Source organism: Streptomyces sp. NPDC051320 (assembly GCF_040682175.1).
In the GTDB taxonomy this organism is placed as follows: domain Bacteria; phylum Actinomycetota; class Actinomycetes; order Streptomycetales; family Streptomycetaceae; genus Streptomyces.
Genome location: NZ_JBFBAL010000015.1, coordinates 100129 through 119371, shown reverse-complemented (window position 1 = coordinate 119371; position 19243 = coordinate 100129). Strand labels below are relative to the sequence as shown.

Here is a 19243-nt window from a genome sequence, read left to right as displayed (position 1 = left end):
AGGCCGGACCGAAGAAGGTAGGGGTGGCATGACGGCACCGGGGCGCAGGGGTAGTACGTTCACGCGGTTGCTCCGGCATGGATTCATCGATGCCTCGGGCGCGGAGCGGCTCCTCGACGTGCCGGAGCTTTCGGCCATACGCAATGATCCGGTGCTGTTCGACGCGCTGGGGGCGACCGCGGACCCCGATCTGGCGCTGCGCGGGCTGGTGCGGATGGTCGAGGCACAGCAGCCGGAGGAACGGCACACCCTGCTTGACACGCTGGTGGCGGCCAAGCCGCTGCGGGACCGGCTGCTCGGGGTGCTCGGGGCCTCCGAGGCGCTCGGGGACCACCTGGCGCGGCATCCGCACGACTGGCACGCGCTCGTCACCTACGAGCAGACCGACCTGCATCCCGGCCTGCCCGAGTTCGAGCACGGGCTCGCGGGCGCCACCGACGCGGTGACCCTGCGGATCGCCTACCGGCGGTGCCTGCTGGCCATCGCGGCCCGCGACGTGTGCGGCACCACCGACGTCAAACAGACCGCCGCCGAACTGGCCGATCTGGCGACGGCCACCCTGCGCGCCGCACTGGCGATCGCGTCCGCCGCCGCCCCGGAGGACGCCGCGCTGTGCCGGCTGGCGGTGGTGGCGATGGGAAAGTGCGGGGGACACGAACTGAACTACGTGTCCGACGTGGACGTGATCTTCGTTGCCGAACCGGCCGACGGAAACGGCATCGGCAACGACGGCGACGCCGAGACCAAGGCGATCCAGGCCGCCACCCGCCTGGCCGCGCACCTGATGCGAATCTGCTCCGAGACGAACGCCGAAGGCACCATCTGGCCGGTGGACGCCAACCTCCGCCCCGAGGGACGCAACGGACCGCTGGTGCGTACGCTGTCGAGCCACCTCGCCTACTACGAGCGGTGGGCGAAGACCTGGGAGTTCCAGGCGCTGCTCAAGGCGCGGACCGTGGCCGGTGACATCGCGCTCGGCAAGGAGTACGTGGAAGCGGTCCGGCCGCTGGTCTGGCAGGCGGCCGAGCGGGAGAACTTCGTGGCGGACGCGCAGAAGATGCGCCGCCGGGTCGTCGACAACATCCCGCCGGCCCTCGTCGAGCGTGAGTTGAAGCTCGGGCCCGGCGGGCTGCGCGATGTGGAGTTCGCCGTCCAGCTGCTGCAGTTGGTGCACGGGCGCAGCGACGCCACCCTGCGCAGCGGGAACACCCTGGACGCGCTGGACGCCCTGGCGACCGGCGGATATGTGGGCCGCGCCGATGCCGCTCAGCTGGACGCGGCTTACCGCTTCCTGCGTGCCATGGAGCACCGCATCCAGCTGTACAAGCTCCGGCGCACCCATCTCGTGCCGGACGACGAGGCGGATCTGCGTCGGCTCGGGCGCTCGATGGGGATGCGTACGGACCCGGTCAGCGAGCTCACCAAGGCGTGGAAGCGCCACGGAACGGTGGTGCGGCGGCTGCACGAGAAGCTCTTCTACCGGCCGCTGCTCGACGCCGTCGCCCAGCTGGCGCCCGGCGAGATCAGGCTCAGCCCCAAGGCGGCCGGGCAGCGACTGGAAGCCCTCGGTTACGCCGATCCGGTCGCCGCACTGCGCCACCTGGAGGCCCTGTCGTCCGGGGTGTCCCGGAAGGCCGCGATCCAGCGCACCCTGCTGCCGGTGCTGCTCGGCTGGTTCGCCGACTCCGCCGACCCGGACGCCGGTCTGCTCGGTTTCCGCAAGGTGTCCGACGCGCTGGGCAAGACCCCCTGGTACCTGCGGTTGCTGCGGGACGAGGGCGCCGCCGCGGAGAACCTCGCCCGGGTGCTGTCGGGTGGCCGGCTCGCCCCCGACCTGCTGCTGCGCGCTCCGGAGGCGGTCGCGCTGCTCGGCGCGAGCGGGGGACTCGTGCCGCGCAGCCGGGAGCATCTCGAGCAGGAGGTGATGTCGGCCGTCGGCCGGGCGGAGACACCCGAGGGGGCTGTCGCCTCGGCGCGCGGGGTGCGCCGCCGGGAACTCTTCCGTACGGCCGCCGCGGACCTCATCGGCTCGTACGGTACCGAGGAGAGCCCCGCCGAGGCGGACCACGGCACCCTGGTGGACCGGGTCGGCAACGCCGTCACCGACCTGAACGCCGCCACCATCGCCGGCGCGCTGCGGGCCGCCGTACGCGCCCGGTGGGGTGACAGCCTGCCGACCAGGTTCGCGGTGATCGGCATGGGCCGTTTCGGCGGTCACGAGGTGAGTTACGGCTCGGACGCGGACGTCCTCTTCGTCCACGCACCGAGGGAGGGCGTGGACGACCAGGAGGCGGGCCGGGCGGCGAACGCGGTGGTCGAGGAGATGCGCAGGCTGCTGCAGCTGCCGACGGCCGATCCGCCGCTGCTGATCGACGCGGACCTGCGCCCCGAAGGCAAGACCGGGCCGCTGGTGCGCACCCTCTCCTCCTACGCCGCCTACTACCGGCGCTGGTCGCAGGTCTGGGAGAGCCAGGCGCTGCTGCGGGCCGAGCCGATGGCGGGCGACGAGGAACTGAGCCGCAGTTTCATCGAACTCATCGATCCGCTGCGGTATCCGGCCGAGGGCCTCGGTGACGAAGCGGTACGGGAGATCCGCCGGCTCAAGGCCCGCATGGAGTCCGAACGGATGCCGCGCGGCGCGGACCCGACGCTGCACGCCAAGCTGGGGCGCGGCGGACTGAGCGATGTCGAGTGGACGGTGCAGTTGCTGCAGATGCAGCACGGCTGGGAGATCCCGGGCCTGCGCACCACCCGCACCCGCACCGCCCTGGCGGCGGCCCGGGCGGCCGACCTGCTGAGCACGGAGGACGCGGAGACGCTGGACGAGGCGTGGGTACTGGCATCCCGGGTGCGGAACGCGGTGATGCTGGTGCGGGGACGGCCCAGCGACACGTTCCCGCCGGACGGGCGGGAACTGGCCGCGGTGGGGCGCTATCTGGGGTACGAGGCCGGACACCTGGGCGACATGCTCGACGACTACCGCAGGGTGACGCGCCGGGCCCGGGGTGTGATGGAGGAACGGTTCTACGGAGCGGGGTGAGCGGAATGCCACGGCGGTCCCCGCCCCAGCCCCCGCCCCTGCCCCCGGCCCCGTTCAGCCGGACGGGCTCGAATGGGCCGATGCCGGCTTCCGGCCGACCCGGTCGCCGGAGGCAGGAGCCCATGGACCCGGCGGCCCCGGCAGCCGCGGCAAGCGATACGGCAGCGCCGCGTACCACCCGTAGGAGAGCGCTACGCCGAAGGACAGGCACAGCACCCCGCCCACCGCGTCCAGCCAGAAGTGGTTGGCGGTGGACACGATCACCAGCAGGGTCGTCGCCGGGTACAGGAGGCCGAGGACCTTCACCCACGGCGTGGCCGCCAGGGCGAAGATGATCAGTCCGCACCAGAGTGACCAGCCGATGTGCATCGAGGGCATCGCCGCGTACTGGTTGGACATGCTCTTCAGGTCGCCCGAGGCCATGGAGCCCCAGGTGTGGTGCACCAGGACCGTGTCGACGAAGTGACCGCCGCTCATCAGCCGGGGCGGGGCCAGCGGGAACAGGTAGTAGCCGACCAGGGCCACCGACGTCGTGGCGAACAGGGCCAGGCGGGCCGCCGCATAGCGGCCGGGGTGGGAGCGGAACAGCCAGACCAGGACGCCGATCGTCATGATGAAGTGGAGCGTCGCGTAGTAGTAGTTCATGGTGACGATCAGCCAGGTCACCGAGTTCATCGTGTGATTGATGCTCTGCTCGACCGCGATGCCCAGCGTGTGTTCGGTGCGCCAGACCCAGTCCGCGTTGCGCAGCGCCGCCGCCTTCTGCTCCGGCACGGCGTTGCGGATCAGCGAGTACGTCCAGTAGCTCACTGCGGTCAGCAGCACTTCGAGCCAGACGCGCGGCCGGCCGGGGGACCGGAGCCGGTGGATGGAGGACGTACGGGGTCCCTGGGTCATGATGAGCGACTTGCCTTTACGAAGTACGCGACACGGCCCCGGAATCGGATCCTGGGCCCGAAGCGGTCGAACCACGGACCACGAGCTCCGTCATGAAGACGAATTCGCTGTGCGGCGCGGGCGTGCCACCGACCTCTTCGAGGAGAGCGCGGACAGCGGCCTGCCCCATGGCGGTGACCGGCTGCCTGATGGTCGTCATGGGCGGGTCGGTGAACGCTATCAGGGGGGAGTCGTCGAAACCGACCACCGAGATGTCGCGCGGCACGTCGAGTCCGAGCTGCCGGGCGGCCCGGATCGCGCCGAGCGCCATCATGTCGCTGGCACACACCACGGCCGTGCAGCCGGCCGAGATCAGTGTGGACGCGGCGGCCTGGCCGCCCTCCAGGGTGTAGAGCGAGTGCTGGATCAGCTTCTCGCTCTCGGCCGGAGCGAGACCGAAACGGTCCTGCATCTCGGCTTGGAAGCCCTCTATCTTGCGCAGCACCGGCACGAACCGCCGGGGTCCGAGTGCCAGACCGATCCTGGTGTGACCCAGCGAGGCGAGGTGGGTGACCGCCAGCCGCATCGCGGCCCGGTCGTCGGGAGAGATGAACGGTGCCTGCACCTTCGGCGAGAAACCGTTCACCAGGACGTACGGAACTCCCTGGGCGCGCAGCTTCTCGTACCGCTGCATGTCGGCCGTGGTGTCCGCGTGCAGCCCGGAGACGAAGATGATGCCCGAGACCCCCCGGTCCACCAGCATCTCGGTGAGCTCGTCCTCGGTGGAGCCGCCCGGTGTCTGGGTGGCGAGCACCGGGGTGTACCCCTGGCGGGTCAGGGCCTGACCGATGACCTGGGCCAGCGCCGGGAAAATGGGGTTCTCCAGCTCGGGGGTGATCAGCCCGACGAGCCCCGCGCTGCGCTGACGCAACCGTACGGGACGCTCGTAACCGAGCACGTCGAGTGCCGCGAGTACGGATTCGCGGGTGGCCGCCGCGACCCCCGGTTTGCCGTTGAGCACCCGGCTGACCGTCGCTTCACTGACCCCCGCCTGGGATGCGATGTCGGCAAGCCGTGCGGTCATGGGACTGGACTGTACCGGGCGCATGTCAGATTGCCCACCAGGTGCAGGAATCGCCGGGAATGCGCACCACATCACCGGCGACGACGGGTGCCGACGTGGCGAGCAGCGGCTTGCCCGGGGTGGGCAGTTCGGCTGCCGTGGCAAGGGTGTTGACCGTGCAGACCAGGCCCGGGCGGCTGAAGGCCAGTACGCCGTCGGGGGCTTCGAGCCACCGCATCGGTCCCGCCGCAAGGCCGGCCCGGCGGCGCCGCAGGGTCAGCGCGCGGCGGTACAACTCGAGCGTGGAGTCCGGGTCACCGGACTGCGCCGCGACGGAACGGCTGCGCCAGCTCTTCGGCTGCGGCAGCCACCCCGGCCCGGGCCCGAAGCCGTGCGAGGGGCCGTCCTCGGTCCACGGGATCGGCACCCGGCAGCCGTCCCTGAGCCCCTCCTGCCCCGCGGTGCGGAAGAAGGAGGGATCCTGGCGGAGTTCGTCGGGCAGGTCGGTGACCTCGGGCAGCCCGAGTTCGTCGCCCTGGTAGATGTACGTCGATCCGGGCAGCGCCAGCATCAGCAGCGCGGCGGCACGGGCCCGGCGCAGACCGGTGGCACCACCGCCGTACCGCGTCACATGGCGTACGACGTCGTGGTTGGACAGCACCCAGGTGGTGGGCGCACCGACGGACGCGGTGGCGGCCAGCGACTCGTCGATCACCGTGCGCATCGCGGTCGCGTCCCAGGGACACCGGAGGAACTGGAAGTTGAAGGCCTGGTGCAGTTCGTCGGGGCGCACGTACAGCGCGAGCCGGCCGGCGGACGGGGCCCAGGCCTCGGCGACCCCAATGCGTTCCCCCGGGTAGGAGTCGAGCAGGCGACGCCAGGAGCGGTGGATCTCGTGCACCCCGTCCTGGTCGAAGAAGGGCAGCGTCTGCGAGCCGATCATCTTCGCCTGTTCGCGGGCGCCGATGTCCGGCAGCCCGGCGGCCTTGACCATGCCGTGCGCGACGTCGACGCGGAAGCCGTCGACACCGAGGTCCAGCCAGAAGCGCAGCACCGCGTCGAACTCCTCGCGGACCTCGGGGCTGTCCCAGTTGAGGTCGGGCTGCTGGGGGGCGAAGAGGTGGAGGTACCAGTCGCCCGCCGTGGTTCGCGTCCAGGCCGGGCCGCCGAACACCGACTCCCAGTCGTTCGGGGGGAGTTCGCCGTTTGCGCCCCTCCCCGGGTGGAAGTGGTAGCGCGCCCGCTCGGGGCCGCCGGCCAGTGCCGCTTCGAACCAGACGTGCCGGTCGGAGGTGTGGTTGGGGACGACATCCACGATCACCCGCAACCCCAGTTCATGTGCGGTCCGTACCAGCTCCTCCGCATCGGTGAGGTCACCGAAGAGCGGGTCGACGGTCCGGTAGTCCGCGACGTCGTAGCCGCCGTCCGCCTGCGGCGACGCGTAGAAGGGGGTGAGCCAGACCGCGTCCACGCCCAGGCCCGCGAGATACGGCAGCCGGTCCCGGATGCCGCGCAGGTCGCCGATGCCGTCACCGTCGCTGTCCGCGAAGGACCGCACATAGACCTGGTAGATCACGGCGTCCCGCCACCACCCGGGCCGGCCGGCGGGCGCCGGTGCCGGTGCCGGTACGGGCGCGGCGGGTGTGGTGGTGAGCTCCTGCGTCATGGGTGGTCCCCTTCGGAAGGCATGCACGTACGGGATCAACGCTGGCTGGCACCGAAATTACCAGCCTTGCAAGAGCTTGCGGTACCCATTACCGCCTCGTCGGGGATACTTCCTGGCGGTCGGAGCCCAGGTTGGCAAGGGTCGGTACGGCAACCGTGCGGACACGCTGCGATAACGAAGAGCGCTTCTTGCAGAAAATCACCGCAAGCTCTTTCGGTCTCCTTTCATCCTTGTTACGTTCCTCGACAACCCGGCGCCGTGATGGAGCGGCACCTGTTGAAGGAGTTCACATGCGACGTGGCATAGCGGCCACCGCTCTGGTAGCGACCCTGGCGCTCGCGGCGACGGCTTGCGGCGGCGACAGCGGCAGCGGCAAGTCGGACGGACCTGTCACCATCACCTGGTGGGACACCTCGAACGCGACGAACGAAGGCCCGACGTACAAAACCCTCGTCAAGAAGTTCGAGAAGGCCAATCCGGACATCAAGGTCACCTACGTCAACGTCCCGTTCGACACGGCGCAGAACAAGTTCACCACCGCGGCCGGCAGCAAGGGCGCCCCTGACGTCATGCGCTCCGACGTCGGCTGGACGCCGGGCTTTGTGAAGTCGCAGTTCCTGGCTCCGCTGGACAGCACCCCCGCGGTCGCGTCCGCCGGCGGGATCGACCCGACGCTCCTGAAGCAGGCCCAGGTCGACGGCAAGCAGTACGGCGTTCCGCTGGTCACCGACACCCTCGGGCTGCTCTGGAACAAGGACCTGCTGAAGAAGGCCGGCTATGACAAGGCGCCGACGACCCTCGCCGAGGTGAAGGCCGTCGCCAAGGCCGTCGAGTCCAAGACCGACGCCGAGGGCTTCTGGCTGCACGACGACTCGTACTACCTGATGCCGTTCCTGTACGGCGAGGGCACCGACATGGTCGACGCCGGCGCCAAGAAGATCACGGTCAACAGCGACCCCGCGGTCAAGGCCGTCACCGAGGCCAAGGACCTCCTTCACGCGCCGGGCGTGCACAAGCTCGACGTGACCGCCAACAAGTACGCGAACATGCAGGACGCCTTCGTCAACGGCAAGGTCGCGATGATCGTCCAGGGCCCCTGGGAGCTGACGAACATCTACAAGGGCGCGGCCTTCAAGGACCCCGCGAACCTGGGCATCGCCCCGGTCCCGGCCGGCTCCACCGGCACGGCGGGCGCCCCGCTCGGCGGCCACAACCTGGTCGCCTACGCTGGTCAGGACGCCCAGCACCTGAAGGCCTCCGAGAAGTTCATCGGCTTCATGACCTCCGCCGCCACCCAGACGGAGATCACCCTCAAGAACGGCACGCTGCCGACCCGTTCGGACGCCGTCACCCCGGCCGTCCAGAAGGAGCCGGGCGTCTCGGAGTTCCAGGCGCTGCTCAAGGACGGCAAGGCCCGCCCGGCGCTGCCCGAGTACAGCTCGCTCTACGCCGACCTGCTGACCAACTACACGAAGATCCTGCAGGGCAAGGCCGGCGTGCAGAGTGGTCTGGACGCCACCGCCAAGAGCTACAAGAAGCTCCTGCCGGACTTCACCGACTGACCGCCGACCGGCCCGCCCGCCCCGGTTCCGCACCGGGGGGCGGGCGGGCCGTCCGGCGCGTAGTGCCGCCACCACGCGGCCGGCGCAAGCAGAAGCAGCAGAGCAGCAGACTCGAAAAGGTGTCCAAGATGACCGTCGCCGTGCAGGGCGGGTCCGTTCAGGGCGGGGCCGGCCGGGGCCGGTCCGGCCCGATCAGCCGGATCAAGAAGTCGTACAACAAGCATTGGTACGCCTGGGCCATGGTGGCCCCGGTCGTACTCGTCCTCATCGCGCTGGTGCTCATCCCGCTGATCCGCGGCATCTACCTCACCTTCACGGACGCCACCAGTGAGAACGTCGGGCGCACCATCGGCGTCAACCACATCCCCGACTCGTTCAAGTGGGTCGGGCTCCAGCACTACCAGGAGATCCTGTCCGGCGCCGACGGCCAGTTCTGGCCGCACTTCGTCTGGACGATCCTCTGGACCGCGGCCTGCGTGACGCTGCACTACGGCATCGGGCTCTCGCTCGCCATGATGCTCAACCGCAAGATGCGCGGCCGCACCGTCTACCGGATTCTGCTCATCCTGCCGTGGGCCGTCCCCACCTTCGTCACCGTCTTCTCCTGGCGGCTGATCCTCGCCGACGACGGCGGCATCCTGAATACCGTGCTGGGGGCCCTGCATCTGCCCGAGCCGGGCTGGCTCAGCGACACCACCTGGCAGCGCGTCGCCGCCATCGGGGTCAACACCTGGGTCGGTGTGCCGTTCATGATGCTGTCGCTGCTCGGCGGCCTCCAGGCGGTACCCGCCGAGCTGTACGAGGCGGCCGAGATGGACGGCGCCACCCCCTGGCAGCGCTTCCGCCACATCACCCTGCCGGGCCTGCGGCCGGTCAGCGCCACGGTGATCCTGCTCGGCACCATCTGGACGTTCAACCAGTTCAACGTGATCTTCCTGCTGTTCGGTGCCACCGGCGGCGAGGACACCCAGATCCTCATCACCTGGGCCTACCGGCTCGGCTTCGGCCAGACCCCCCGCGACTACGCGGGCGCGGCGACCTACGGCGTACTCGTCCTCTCCCTGCTCATCGTGTTCGCCACCTTCTACCGTCGCTGGCAGGCCCGCGGCGAACAGGCAGTCCTCCGGTGAACGCAGCGACCCACGACGAGAAGGCAGGCACCCCGATGAGCGTCACCACCGCCGGCCGCACGGCCGCCCCGGCATCCGCCGCACCGAAGGCCCGCACCGGCCGCGTGCCCCTGCCACGCGGGGAGCGCAGCAGGGCCGCATCCGCCCTGCTGCACGGCGGGCTGATCCTGGCCAGCTTCATCGCGGCCTTCCCGGTGATCTGGATCGGCTGGATCTCGCTCGGCCCGGACAAGACCGACTTCCTGCACCCGGGCGCCATCGCGGGCAAGATGAGCCTGTCGAACTACTCGTTCGTCCTCGAACACACCGACTTCCTCAAGTGGTTCGCCAACTCCGTGATCGTCTCGCTCGGCACCACCGTGCTCGGCGTGTTCATCGCGGCCAGCTCCGGCTACGCGGTGTCCCGGATGCGCTTCCCCGGCCACCGCCAGCTGATGTGGACCTTCCTGGTCACCCAGATGTTCCCCATCGCGATCCTGATCGTGCCGCTCTACAACATCCTCGCCAACCTCGGTCTGCTCGACACCTACTGGGCGCTGATCCTGGCCTACTGCACCACCGCCGTGCCGTACTGCGCCTGGCTGCTCAAGGGCTACTTCGACACCATCCCGATGGAGATCGACGAGGCCGGCAGGGTCGACGGGCTCACCCCCTTCGGCACCTTCTACCGGCTGATCCTTCCGCTGGCCAGGCCCGGTCTCGCGGTCGCCGCCTTCTACACCTTCCTGACCGCCTGGGCCGAGGTCGCCTTCGCCTCCACCTTCATGCTCAGCTCGGACAAGTACACGCTGGCCGTCGGCCTGCAGACGTACATCAGCGAGCACGACACCCAGTGGAACCTGATGGCGGCCACCTCGGTGCTCATCGCGCTGCCCGCGGCGGTCTTCTTCTACCTGGTCCAGCGCCACCTGGTCAGCGGACTGGCGGCCGGCGCCGCGAAGTCCTGACCCGCCCTCGACCCGCACGCACCACCACTCATCTGCCCCCACCCCGTACTCCAAGGGATGACATGACCCAGCACCTCGCTGCTCCCACCGGCCACTCCACGCCCGGCACCCACACCGGATGGTGGCGGGACGCGGTGATCTACCAGGTCTATCCGCGCAGCTTCGCCGATGCCAACGGTGACGGCATGGGCGACCTCGAAGGGGTACGCAGCCGGCTCCCGTATCTGCGCGACCTCGGCGTCGACGCCGTCTGGCTCTCCCCCTTCTACGCGTCACCGCAGGCCGACGCCGGTTACGACGTCGCCGACTACCGGGCCATCGACCCGATGTTCGGCACCCTGCTCGACGCCGACGCCCTGATCCGCGACGCCCATGAGCTGGGCCTGCGGGTCATCACCGACGTGGTGCCCAACCACTCGTCGGACCAGTACGAATGGTTCAAGCGGGCCCTGGCGGACGGCCCCGGCTCGCCGCTGCGCGACCGCTACCACTTCCGCGAGGGTAAGGGCGAGGACGGCGAACTCCCGCCCAACGACTGGGAGTCCATCTTCGGCGGGCCTGCCTGGACCCGCACCCCGGACGGGGCCTGGTACCTGCACCTCTTCGCCCCCGAGCAGCCCGACCTCAACTGGGAGAACCCGGCCGTCGCCGACGAGTTCCGCTCCATCCTGCGGTTCTGGCTCGACATGGGCGTCGACGGCTTCCGGGTCGATGTGGCACACGGCCTGGTCAAGGCGGCAGGACTGCCCGACATCGGCGGCACCGAACAACTCAAGCTCCTCGGCAACGATGTCATGCCCTTCTTCGACCAGGACGGCGTCCACGAGATCTACCGCTCCTGGCGCCGGATCCTCGACGAGTACCCCGGTGAACGGATAGCCGTCGCCGAAGCCTGGACCCCGACCGTCGAGCGGACCGCCAACTACGTCCGCCCCGACGAACTCCACCAGGCCTTCAACTTCCAGTACCTGGGCACCCCCTGGGACGCCGACCGGCTGCGCGAGGTCATCGACGTCTCACTGGCCGCGATGCGCCCGGTCGGCGCCCCTGCCACCTGGGTGCTCTCCAACCACGACGTCACCCGGCACGCGACCCGCTTCGCCAACCCGCCCGGCGGCACCCAGATCCGCACGCCGGGCGACCGCGAACTCGGGCTGCGCCGCGCCCGCGCGGCCACCCTGCTGATGCTGGCGCTGCCCGGCTCGGCGTACGTCTACCAGGGCGAGGAACTCGGCCTGCCCGATGTTACCGACCTCCCCGACGAGGTGCGCCAGGACCCGTCGTTCTTCCGCGCCGCGGGCCAGGACGGCTTCCGGGACGGCTGCCGGGTGCCGATCCCCTGGACCACCACCGGATCCTCGTACGGCTTCGGAGCGGGCGGCAGCTGGCTCCCGCAGCCCGACAGCTGGTCGGGTCTCAGCGTCGAGGCGCAGACCGGCGACCCGGACTCCACCCTGGAGCTGTACCGCAGCGCGCTGGCGCTGCGCCGGGAGCTGCCCGGACTGGGCGCGGGGGACCGGGTCGACTGGCAGTCCGGCACGCCCGCGGGGGTGCTCGCCTTCGACCGTCCCGGCTTCGTCTGCACGGTCAACACGACGGGTGAGGCGGTACGCATCCCGGCATCCGGCCGGATCGTGCTCGCCAGCGCCGACGTAACGACGGGCGGCGCGGAGTTCGTACTCCCGCCGGACACCACCGTCTGGTGGGCGGTGTGACGGCGCCTCCCCGGCTCGCCCACATCGCGGCCCAGGCCGCCGTCAGCGAGGCCACCGTCAGCCGGGTGCTCAACGGCAAACCGGGCGTCGCGGACACCACGCGCCAGCGGGTGCTCGCGGCGCTCGACGTGCTGGGCTACGAGCGCCCGCTCCGGCTGCGGCAGCGCAGCGCGGGCCTGATCGGTCTGGTCACCCCGGAGCTCACCAACCCGATCTTCCCGGCCTTCGCGCAGGCCGTCGAGCAGGGTTTGGCAGGACAGGGGTACACGCCGGTCCTCTGCACCCAGATACCGGGCGGCGCGACCGAGGACGAACTCGTCGAGCAACTGGTGGAGCGCGGTGTGGGCGGCATCGTGTTCCTCTCCGGACTGCACGCCGACACCGCTTCGGACCCCGCCAGGTACGCCGGACTGACGGAGCGCGGGGTGCCGTTCGTGCTGATCAACGGCTACAACGAGCGGATCAGCGCCCCCTTCGTGTCACCCGACGACCACGCCGCGGTCCACATGGCGGTGCGCCACCTCGCCGATCTCGGCCACCGCCGCATCGGCCTGGCGGTCGGCCCGCCGCGGTACGTACCCACCCGCCGTAAACGCGAGGGCTTCATCGACGCGGTGGCAGCCCATCTCGGCCAGCCCCGCGAGGAGGCCGAAGTCCTCATCCGGCACACCCTGTTCAACGTCGAGGGCGGCCAAGCGGCGGCCGGCGAGCTCTTCGACCAGGGGTGCACCGGCATCGTCTGCGGCAGCGACCTGATGGCGCTCGGCGTGGTGCGGGCAGCCAGGGAACGCGGTCTCGAGGTGCCCGACGACATCTCGGTGGTCGGCTTCGACGACTCGCAGCTCATCGCCTTCACCAACCCGCCGCTCACCACCGTGCGTCAGCCGGTGCAGGCGATGGCGGCGGCTGCGGTGGGCGCACTGCTCGAGGAGATCGGCGGAAACCCGGTCCAGCGCACCGAGTTCGTCTTCCAGCCGGAGCTGGTGGTGCGGGGCTCCACGGCTCGCCGGGTGGCCTGACCGGCCGGCGCGCGGAATCGGGACACGACGCAGCAGAAGGCCCCGGGGCCTGCCCAGGGCGGGCCGGCGGGGAGATGGCCCCGGGACCTCTCTGCGTGCGCCGAATCTAGCCTGCGACCGCACCTTTCTGCAATAACTTGCGAAAGCTGTTCCGGCCCGGAACCGGCAGGCCCTGCACAAAGGGTTGACCGGTGGGTCGGCTGCTCGTACGGTCTGCTGCGCAACGGTCCTTACATTCTTGCAGCAAGTAAATTCAGTCCGGCCCCGGCGCGCCACTGCACCGCACCAGACGCCCCGGGCTGATCCGACAAGATCGACCGGACAGGACCTGGCCGCCCTACCGAGGAGAGCCCTTCCGTGAGCCCGTCCCTGCGAAGAATCGCAGCCGCCGTGGCGTTCGCGCTCTGCGCGGCGCTCGCGCCGGCCATACCGTCGGCGGCCGCCGCCAAGGCTCCCGCGCCGCCGTCGGACGCCAAGCTCGCCTCCGTACCGGCCCGGCACGACGCGACGCGCGAGCAGTTCTACTTCGTCATTCCGGACCGATTCGCCAACGGAGACACCGGCAACGACGAAGGAGGGCTCACCGGCTCGCGGCTCCAGACCGGCTACGACCCCACCGACAAGGGCTTCTACCAGGGCGGAGACCTCAAGGGGCTCACCAAGAAGCTGGATTACATCAAGGGGCTCGGGACGACCGCCATCTGGATGGCGCCGATCTTCAAGAACCGCCCGGTGCAGGGCACCGGAAATGGGGGTACCTCCCAGGCGTTCAGCACTGGGGGAGCTTCGGCGGGCTATCACGGGTACTGGATCACCGACTTCACCCAGGTCGACCCGCACTTCGGCACCAACGCGGACCTGACGAAGCTGATCTCGGCGGCCCACGCCAAGGGCATGAAGGTCTTCTTCGACGTCATCACCAATCACACCGCCGACACCGTCGATTACGCCGAGCAGCAGTACGGCTACCGCTCCAAGGGCGCCTACCCGTATCTGGACACGGACGGGCGGCCCTTCGACGACCGCACCGGCATGCGAAAGGTCGACGCGGGCTCCTTTCCGTACACACCCACGGTCGGGCAGCAGCCCGGCGAGCAGAAGGTCCCCGCCTGGCTCAACGACCCCACGATGTACCACAACCGGGGTGATTCCACCTTCGCCGGCGAGAGCGCCGAGTACGGCGACTTCTCCGGCCTCGACGATCTGTGGACCGAGCGGCCCGAGGTGGTCCACGGCATGGAGCAGATCTACGAGAAGTGGGTCCGCGACTTCGACATCGACGGCTTCCGGATCGACACGGTCAAGAACGTCGACCTGGACTTCTGGACCCAGTGGGCCACCGCCCTCGACGCCTACGCGGCCAAGCACGGCCGCCCCCACTTCTTCCTCTTCGGCGAGACCTACTCGTCGGACACCTCGGTCACCTCGCCCTACGTGACCCGGGGACGGCTCGACGCGACGCTCGACTTCCCGTTCCAGGACGCGGCACGGCAGTACGCCTCGCAGGGGGCGCCCGCTGCGAAGCTGGCGTCGGTCTTCGCCGACGACTACCGGTACACGACGGACAAGGCCAACGCCTACGAGCAGGTGACCTTCCTCGGCAACCACGACATGGGGCGCATCGGCTCGTTCATCGCCCAGGACAACCCCAAGGCCGACGACACCGAGTTGCTCAAGCGCGACGAGCTGGCCAACGACCTGATGTTCTTCTCCCGGGGCAACCCGGTCGTCTACTACGGCGACGAACAGGGCTTCACCGGTGCCGGCGGCGACAAGGACGCCCGGCAGACCATGTTCGCCTCGAAGACCGCCGACTACCTCGACGACGACGAACTGGGCACCGACCGGACCCAGGCCTCCGACGCCTACGACCCCACGCATCCGCTCTACCGGCAGATCTCCGCCCTGTCGAAACTCACCAAGGAGCACCCCGCCCTGCGCGACGGCGTGCAGACCGAGCGGTACGCGGCGGACTCCGTCTACGCCTTCTCGCGGACCGACGCCAAGCGGCTCGACGAGGACCTGGTCGCGGTGAACAACGCCACCACAGCCAGGACCGTGGAAGTCCCGGTCGGCTCGGCGGACATGAACTACCGGGTGCTGTACGGCGGTTCACGCACCGTCCACAGCGGCGCCGACCGGAAGATCACGGTCACCGTGCCCGCCCTCTCCTCCCTCGTACTCGAAGCGGCCAAGCCCCTCGCCAAGCCCGCCACCAAACCCTCGCTCACCCTCAAGGCCCCGGCCGCCGGCGCCACCGGCACCGTGGAGATCAGCGCGGACCCGGCCGGCGGACAGCTCAACCGGGTCGTCTTCGCCGCCCAGACCGGCATCGGCAAGTGGCAGACGCTCGGCTCCGTGGACCACGCGCCGTACAAGGTCACCCAGTACCTGGACGACAAGGTCACCGCGGGAACCGCCCTGCGCTACAAGGCCGTGGTGATCGACAGCGCGGGCCGCACCGCGAGCGCACTCGCGGCCACCACCGCGGGCCAGGCCCCGCCGCCCGCGAAACCGGTGGCCGTCGAGCGCGACTACGCGGTCGTGCACTACCGGCGCACCGACCAGGACTACGACGGTGTACAGCTGAAGTCCGGCGACAGCGCCGCCGACTTCACCGGCCGCGACGCCTACGGCGCGTTCGCCTGGGTGAAGGTCCCCGAGGGCGCCGACTCCGTTCCGTACACCGTCGAGAAGAACGGCACGGCGGACGGACCGCAGCGCTCCGTCGACCTGGCGAAGACCGGTGAGGTCTGGATCGCCCAGGGCTCCGACGGACAGAGCGACACGGCTCCGGACGGCGCCTACCCGCCGCAGGACACGACCAAGGCCGTCCTGCACTACTACCGCGCCGACGGGAACTACGACGGCTGGGGACTGCACACCTGGACCGGCGCCGCCGACCCCACCGACTGGTCCAAGCCGCTGCAGCCGGTGAAAAAGGACGCGTCCGGCGTGACCTTCGAGGTACCGCTTGTGCCCGGCGCCACCGCGCTCAGCTACATCATCCACAAGGGCGACGAGAAGGACCTGCCCACCGACCAGTCCCTGGACCTGGCCACCTACGGCCACGAGGTGTGGCTGCTCGGCGGTCAGCAGAAGTACCTGCTGCCGCAGACCGGCGCCGCGCCCACCCTGGACCTCACCAAGTCCGAGGCACAGTGGATCGACCGCGACACCGTGGTCTGGAAGGTGAAGGCGACCGCCGCCACCAGCGAGCAGTTGGTGTACGCACCCGACGGCGGCATCCGGACCGTCGACGGCGCCCTCTCCGACGAGGGCCAGTGGCTGCGGCTCGAACCCACCGCGCTGACCGACGCGCAGAAGGCCAGATACCCGCACCTCAAGGACTACCCGGCGTTCACCGTCGACCAGCGGGACCGGGACAGGGTCCGCGCATCGCTGAAGGGGCAGCTCATCGCCACCCAGCGGGCCGCGAACGGTGCGCTGCTCTCCGCCACCGGAGTGCAGACCCAGGGCGTGCTCGACGACCTGTACAGCCCGGCCGCCGCCAAGGCATCCCTCGGCCCGGTCTTCCACCACGGCAGGACCACCCTGTCCGTCTGGGCGCCGACCGCCCACTCGGTCTCCCTCGAACTCGACGGCAGGACCGTCCGCATGAAGCGGAACTCCGCAAGCGGGGTCTGGTCGGTCACCGGCAGTCGCGGCTGGACCGGGAAGCCGTACCGCTACGTCGTCACGGTGTGGGCGCCGAGCGTGCAGAAGCTGGTCACCAACAAGGTCACCGACCCCTACTCCACCGCACTGACCACCGACTCGGCCCGCAGCCTGGTCGTCGACCTCAGCGACCCCACGCTCGCACCCAAGGGCTGGTCCACCCTGAAGAAGCCCGCCGCGGTGCCGCTGCGGGACGCCGAGATCCAGGAGTTGCAGATCCGCGACTTCTCGATCGCCGACCCCACGTCCAAGCACCCCGGCGAGTACCTGGCCTTCACCGACAAGAACTCCGACGGGATGCGGCACCTGGCACAGCTCGCCTCGTCCGGCACCTCCTACGTGCACCTGCTACCGGCCTTCGACATCGGCACCATCCCGGAGAAGAAGTCCGAGCAGTCGGTACCCACCTGCGACCTGAAGGTGTACGCACCCGACTCCGAGTCGCAGCAGGCCTGCGTGGCCGAGGCCGCCGCCAAGGACGCCTTCAACTGGGGCTACGACCCGCTGCACTACACGGTTCCCGAAGGCTCCTACGCCAGCGATCCCAACGGCACCCGCCGCACCGTCGAGTTCCGGCAGATGGTCCAGGGCATCAACGGGGCCGGCCTGCGGACCGTCATGGACGTGGTCTACAACCACACCGTGGCCAGCGGCCAGGCCGACAAGTCCATCCTCGACAAGATCGTACCCGGCTACTACCAGCGGCTCCTGGACGACGGCACGGTGGCGACCTCCACCTGCTGCGCGAACACCGCGCCCGAGAACACCATGATGGGCAAACTGGTCGTCGACTCGATCGTCACCTGGGCCAAGCAGTACAAGGTCGACGGCTTCCGCTTCGACCTCATGGGCCACCACCCCAAGGCCAACATCCTGGCCGTCCGCAAGGCACTCGACGCGCTGACCCTCGCCAAGGACGGCGTGGACGGAAAGAAGATCATCCTGTACGGCGAGGGCTGGAACTTCGGCGAGGTCGCCGACGACGCCCGGTTCGTCCAGGCAACCCAGAAGAACATGGCCGGCACCGGCATAGCCACCTTCTCCGACCGCTCACGGGACGCGATCCGCGGCGGCAGCCCCTTCGACGAGGACCCCGGCGTCCAGGGCTTCGCCTCCGGCCTCTACACCGACCCCAACGGCTCGACCGCCAACGGCACCCCCGCTGAACAGAAGGCCCGACTGCTGCACTACCAGGACCTGATCAAGGTCGGCCTCACCGGCAACCTCGCCGCCTACACCTTCACCGACTCATCCGGCGCGAAGGTCAAGGGCTCGGACATCGACTACAACGGCGCCCCGGCCGGATACGCGGCAGCCCCCGGCGACGCGCTCTCCTACGCCGACGCCCACGACAACGAATCCCTCTACGACGCGCTCACCTTCAAACTCCCCAAGTCGACCGGCGCCGCCGACCGATCCCGTATGCAGGTGCTCGCCATGGCCACGGCAGCACTCGCCCAGGGACCGTCGCTCTCCCAGGCCGGTACGGATCTGCTGCGCTCCAAGTCGCTGGACCGCAACTCCTTCGACAGCGGCGACTGGTTCAACGCCATCCACTGGGACTGCCGGGACGGCAACGGCTTCGGCCGCGGGCTGCCCCTGGCCGCCGACAACCAGGCCAAGTGGCCGTACGCCAAGCCGCTGCTCGACACGGTGAAACCGGCCGGCTGCGCCACCATGCCGGAGACCTCCGCCGCCTACCAGGACCTGCTGAAGATCCGCACCACCGAACCGGCCTTCAGCCTCGCCACCGCCGGACAGGTCCAGTCGGTCCTCGCCTTCCCGCTCTCCGGCAAGGACGAGACCCCCGGCGTGATCACCATGCGACTCGGCGACCTGGTGGTGGTCTTCAACGCCACCCCGGACACCCGGTCCCAGACGGTGCCGGACCTGGCGGGCACGGCGTACGCCCTGCACCCGGTGCAGGCACACGGCGCGGACCGCGCCGTGCGGTCCGCTTCGTACGCCCGCTCCACCGGGAAGTTCACCGTCCCGGCGCGCACGGTGGCCGTCTTCAAGGTGGCCCACTGACGAATCAGCCCAGGGATTTCTCCAGCAGGATCACCACGTACCTCCGTCCGTCCCTGGCGACCTTGTCGGGGAACTCACCCACCACCCGATATCCGGAACCCTCGTAGTACCCGCACAGCCAAGGCGCACAGTCCAGCCTTGCCCGCCCACGCCCGGCAGCGGCCATCCGCTGCTCGGCGTGGGCGAGGAGTATCCGGCCGGTGCCGGGAGGTGCGTACCCGCGGTCGGCCATCAGCCGGTGCACATAACCCGCGACCGGCGGCTGCACACCCCAGGCCTCCTCGTCGTCCCACCACAGCTCGTACGCGCCGGCGAGGTGCTCACTCGCCTCGGCGAGCCACACCTCGCCCTCCTTCATCCGGAGCAGGAAGTGCTCGGCGTCCTTCTCGCCCGGCTTCCACTGATCGAGGTCTTTGCCCTGCATCCAGCGAGCCGCCCGGTCGTACATCGCGGCCAGCTTCTCGGCGTCTTCGCTGTCCGCCATGCGGAAGGTGAGTTGTGCGGTCATGGTCATCA

The 19243-nt window shown here is 69.8% G+C and carries 11 protein-coding genes; 7 read left to right on the top strand and 4 right to left on the bottom strand.

Features of this window, described 5'->3' with window-relative positions; genetic code table 11:
* Nucleotides 1–28 precede the first annotated feature (28 nt).
* The gene (locus tag AB0M87_RS28180; protein WP_365857779.1) at nt 29–3040 is read left to right on the top strand and encodes a bifunctional [glutamine synthetase] adenylyltransferase/[glutamine synthetase]-adenylyl-L-tyrosine phosphorylase; all 3012 of its coding nucleotides are present in this window, start codon (nt 29–31) and stop codon (nt 3038–3040) included.
* Nucleotides 3041–3094: 54 nt separating this feature from the next.
* On the opposite strand, the gene AB0M87_RS28175 is transcribed toward AB0M87_RS28180, so the two are convergent.
* The 3 genes from AB0M87_RS28175 to AB0M87_RS28165 are packed head-to-tail and all read right to left on the bottom strand — an operon-like array spanning nt 3095 to nt 6645.
* Nucleotides 3095–3937, bottom strand: a complete 843-nt coding sequence (locus tag AB0M87_RS28175) for a phosphatase PAP2 family protein (RefSeq protein WP_365857777.1) — start codon at nt 3935–3937, stop codon at nt 3095–3097.
* 16 nt (nt 3938–3953) lie between these two features.
* Nucleotides 3954–5000, bottom strand: coding sequence for a LacI family DNA-binding transcriptional regulator (locus tag AB0M87_RS28170; RefSeq protein WP_365857776.1), 1047 nt, complete (start codon nt 4998–5000; stop codon nt 3954–3956).
* A 25-nt stretch (nt 5001–5025) separates the two neighbouring features.
* The gene (locus AB0M87_RS28165) at nt 5026–6645 is read right to left on the bottom strand and encodes a glycoside hydrolase family 13 protein (protein ID WP_365857774.1); all 1620 of its coding nucleotides are present in this window, start codon (nt 6643–6645) and stop codon (nt 5026–5028) included.
* A 290-nt stretch (nt 6646–6935) separates the two neighbouring features.
* On the opposite strand from AB0M87_RS28165, the gene AB0M87_RS28160 reads away from it, so the two are divergent.
* The 6 genes from AB0M87_RS28160 to pulA all read left to right on the top strand — a co-directional run bounded on the left by AB0M87_RS28160 (nt 6936) and on the right by pulA (nt 18727).
* Nucleotides 6936–8207, top strand: coding sequence for an extracellular solute-binding protein (locus AB0M87_RS28160; RefSeq protein ID WP_365857773.1), 1272 nt, complete (start codon nt 6936–6938; stop codon nt 8205–8207).
* Between the two features lie 128 nt (nt 8208–8335).
* Complete coding sequence (locus tag AB0M87_RS28155; protein ID WP_365857849.1) at nt 8336–9337, top strand: sugar ABC transporter permease; 1002 nt, start codon at nt 8336–8338, stop codon at nt 9335–9337.
* 35 nt (nt 9338–9372) lie between these two features.
* Nucleotides 9373–10284, top strand: a complete 912-nt coding sequence (locus tag AB0M87_RS28150; protein ID WP_365857847.1) for a carbohydrate ABC transporter permease — start codon at nt 9373–9375, stop codon at nt 10282–10284.
* Nucleotides 10285–10346: 62 nt separating this feature from the next.
* Nucleotides 10347–11999, top strand: a complete 1653-nt coding sequence (locus AB0M87_RS28145) for a glycoside hydrolase family 13 protein (protein WP_365857771.1) — start codon at nt 10347–10349, stop codon at nt 11997–11999.
* A complete protein-coding gene (locus AB0M87_RS28140) occupies nt 11996–13018 on the top strand; it encodes a LacI family DNA-binding transcriptional regulator (protein WP_365857769.1) in 1023 nt (340 codons plus the stop codon). The genes AB0M87_RS28145 and AB0M87_RS28140 overlap by 4 nt, the downstream gene beginning before the upstream one ends.
* Nucleotides 13019–13408: 390 nt before the next feature.
* Nucleotides 13409–18727, top strand: a complete 5319-nt coding sequence (gene pulA / locus AB0M87_RS28135; protein ID WP_365857845.1) for a pullulanase-type alpha-1,6-glucosidase — start codon at nt 13409–13411, stop codon at nt 18725–18727.
* Between the two features lie 4 nt (nt 18728–18731).
* Here the strand turns inward: pulA and AB0M87_RS28130 are convergent, their stop codons facing one another.
* The gene (locus tag AB0M87_RS28130) at nt 18732–19241 is read right to left on the bottom strand and encodes a GNAT family N-acetyltransferase (protein WP_365857767.1); all 510 of its coding nucleotides are present in this window, start codon (nt 19239–19241) and stop codon (nt 18732–18734) included.
* Between the last annotated feature and the right edge of the window lie 2 nt (nt 19242–19243).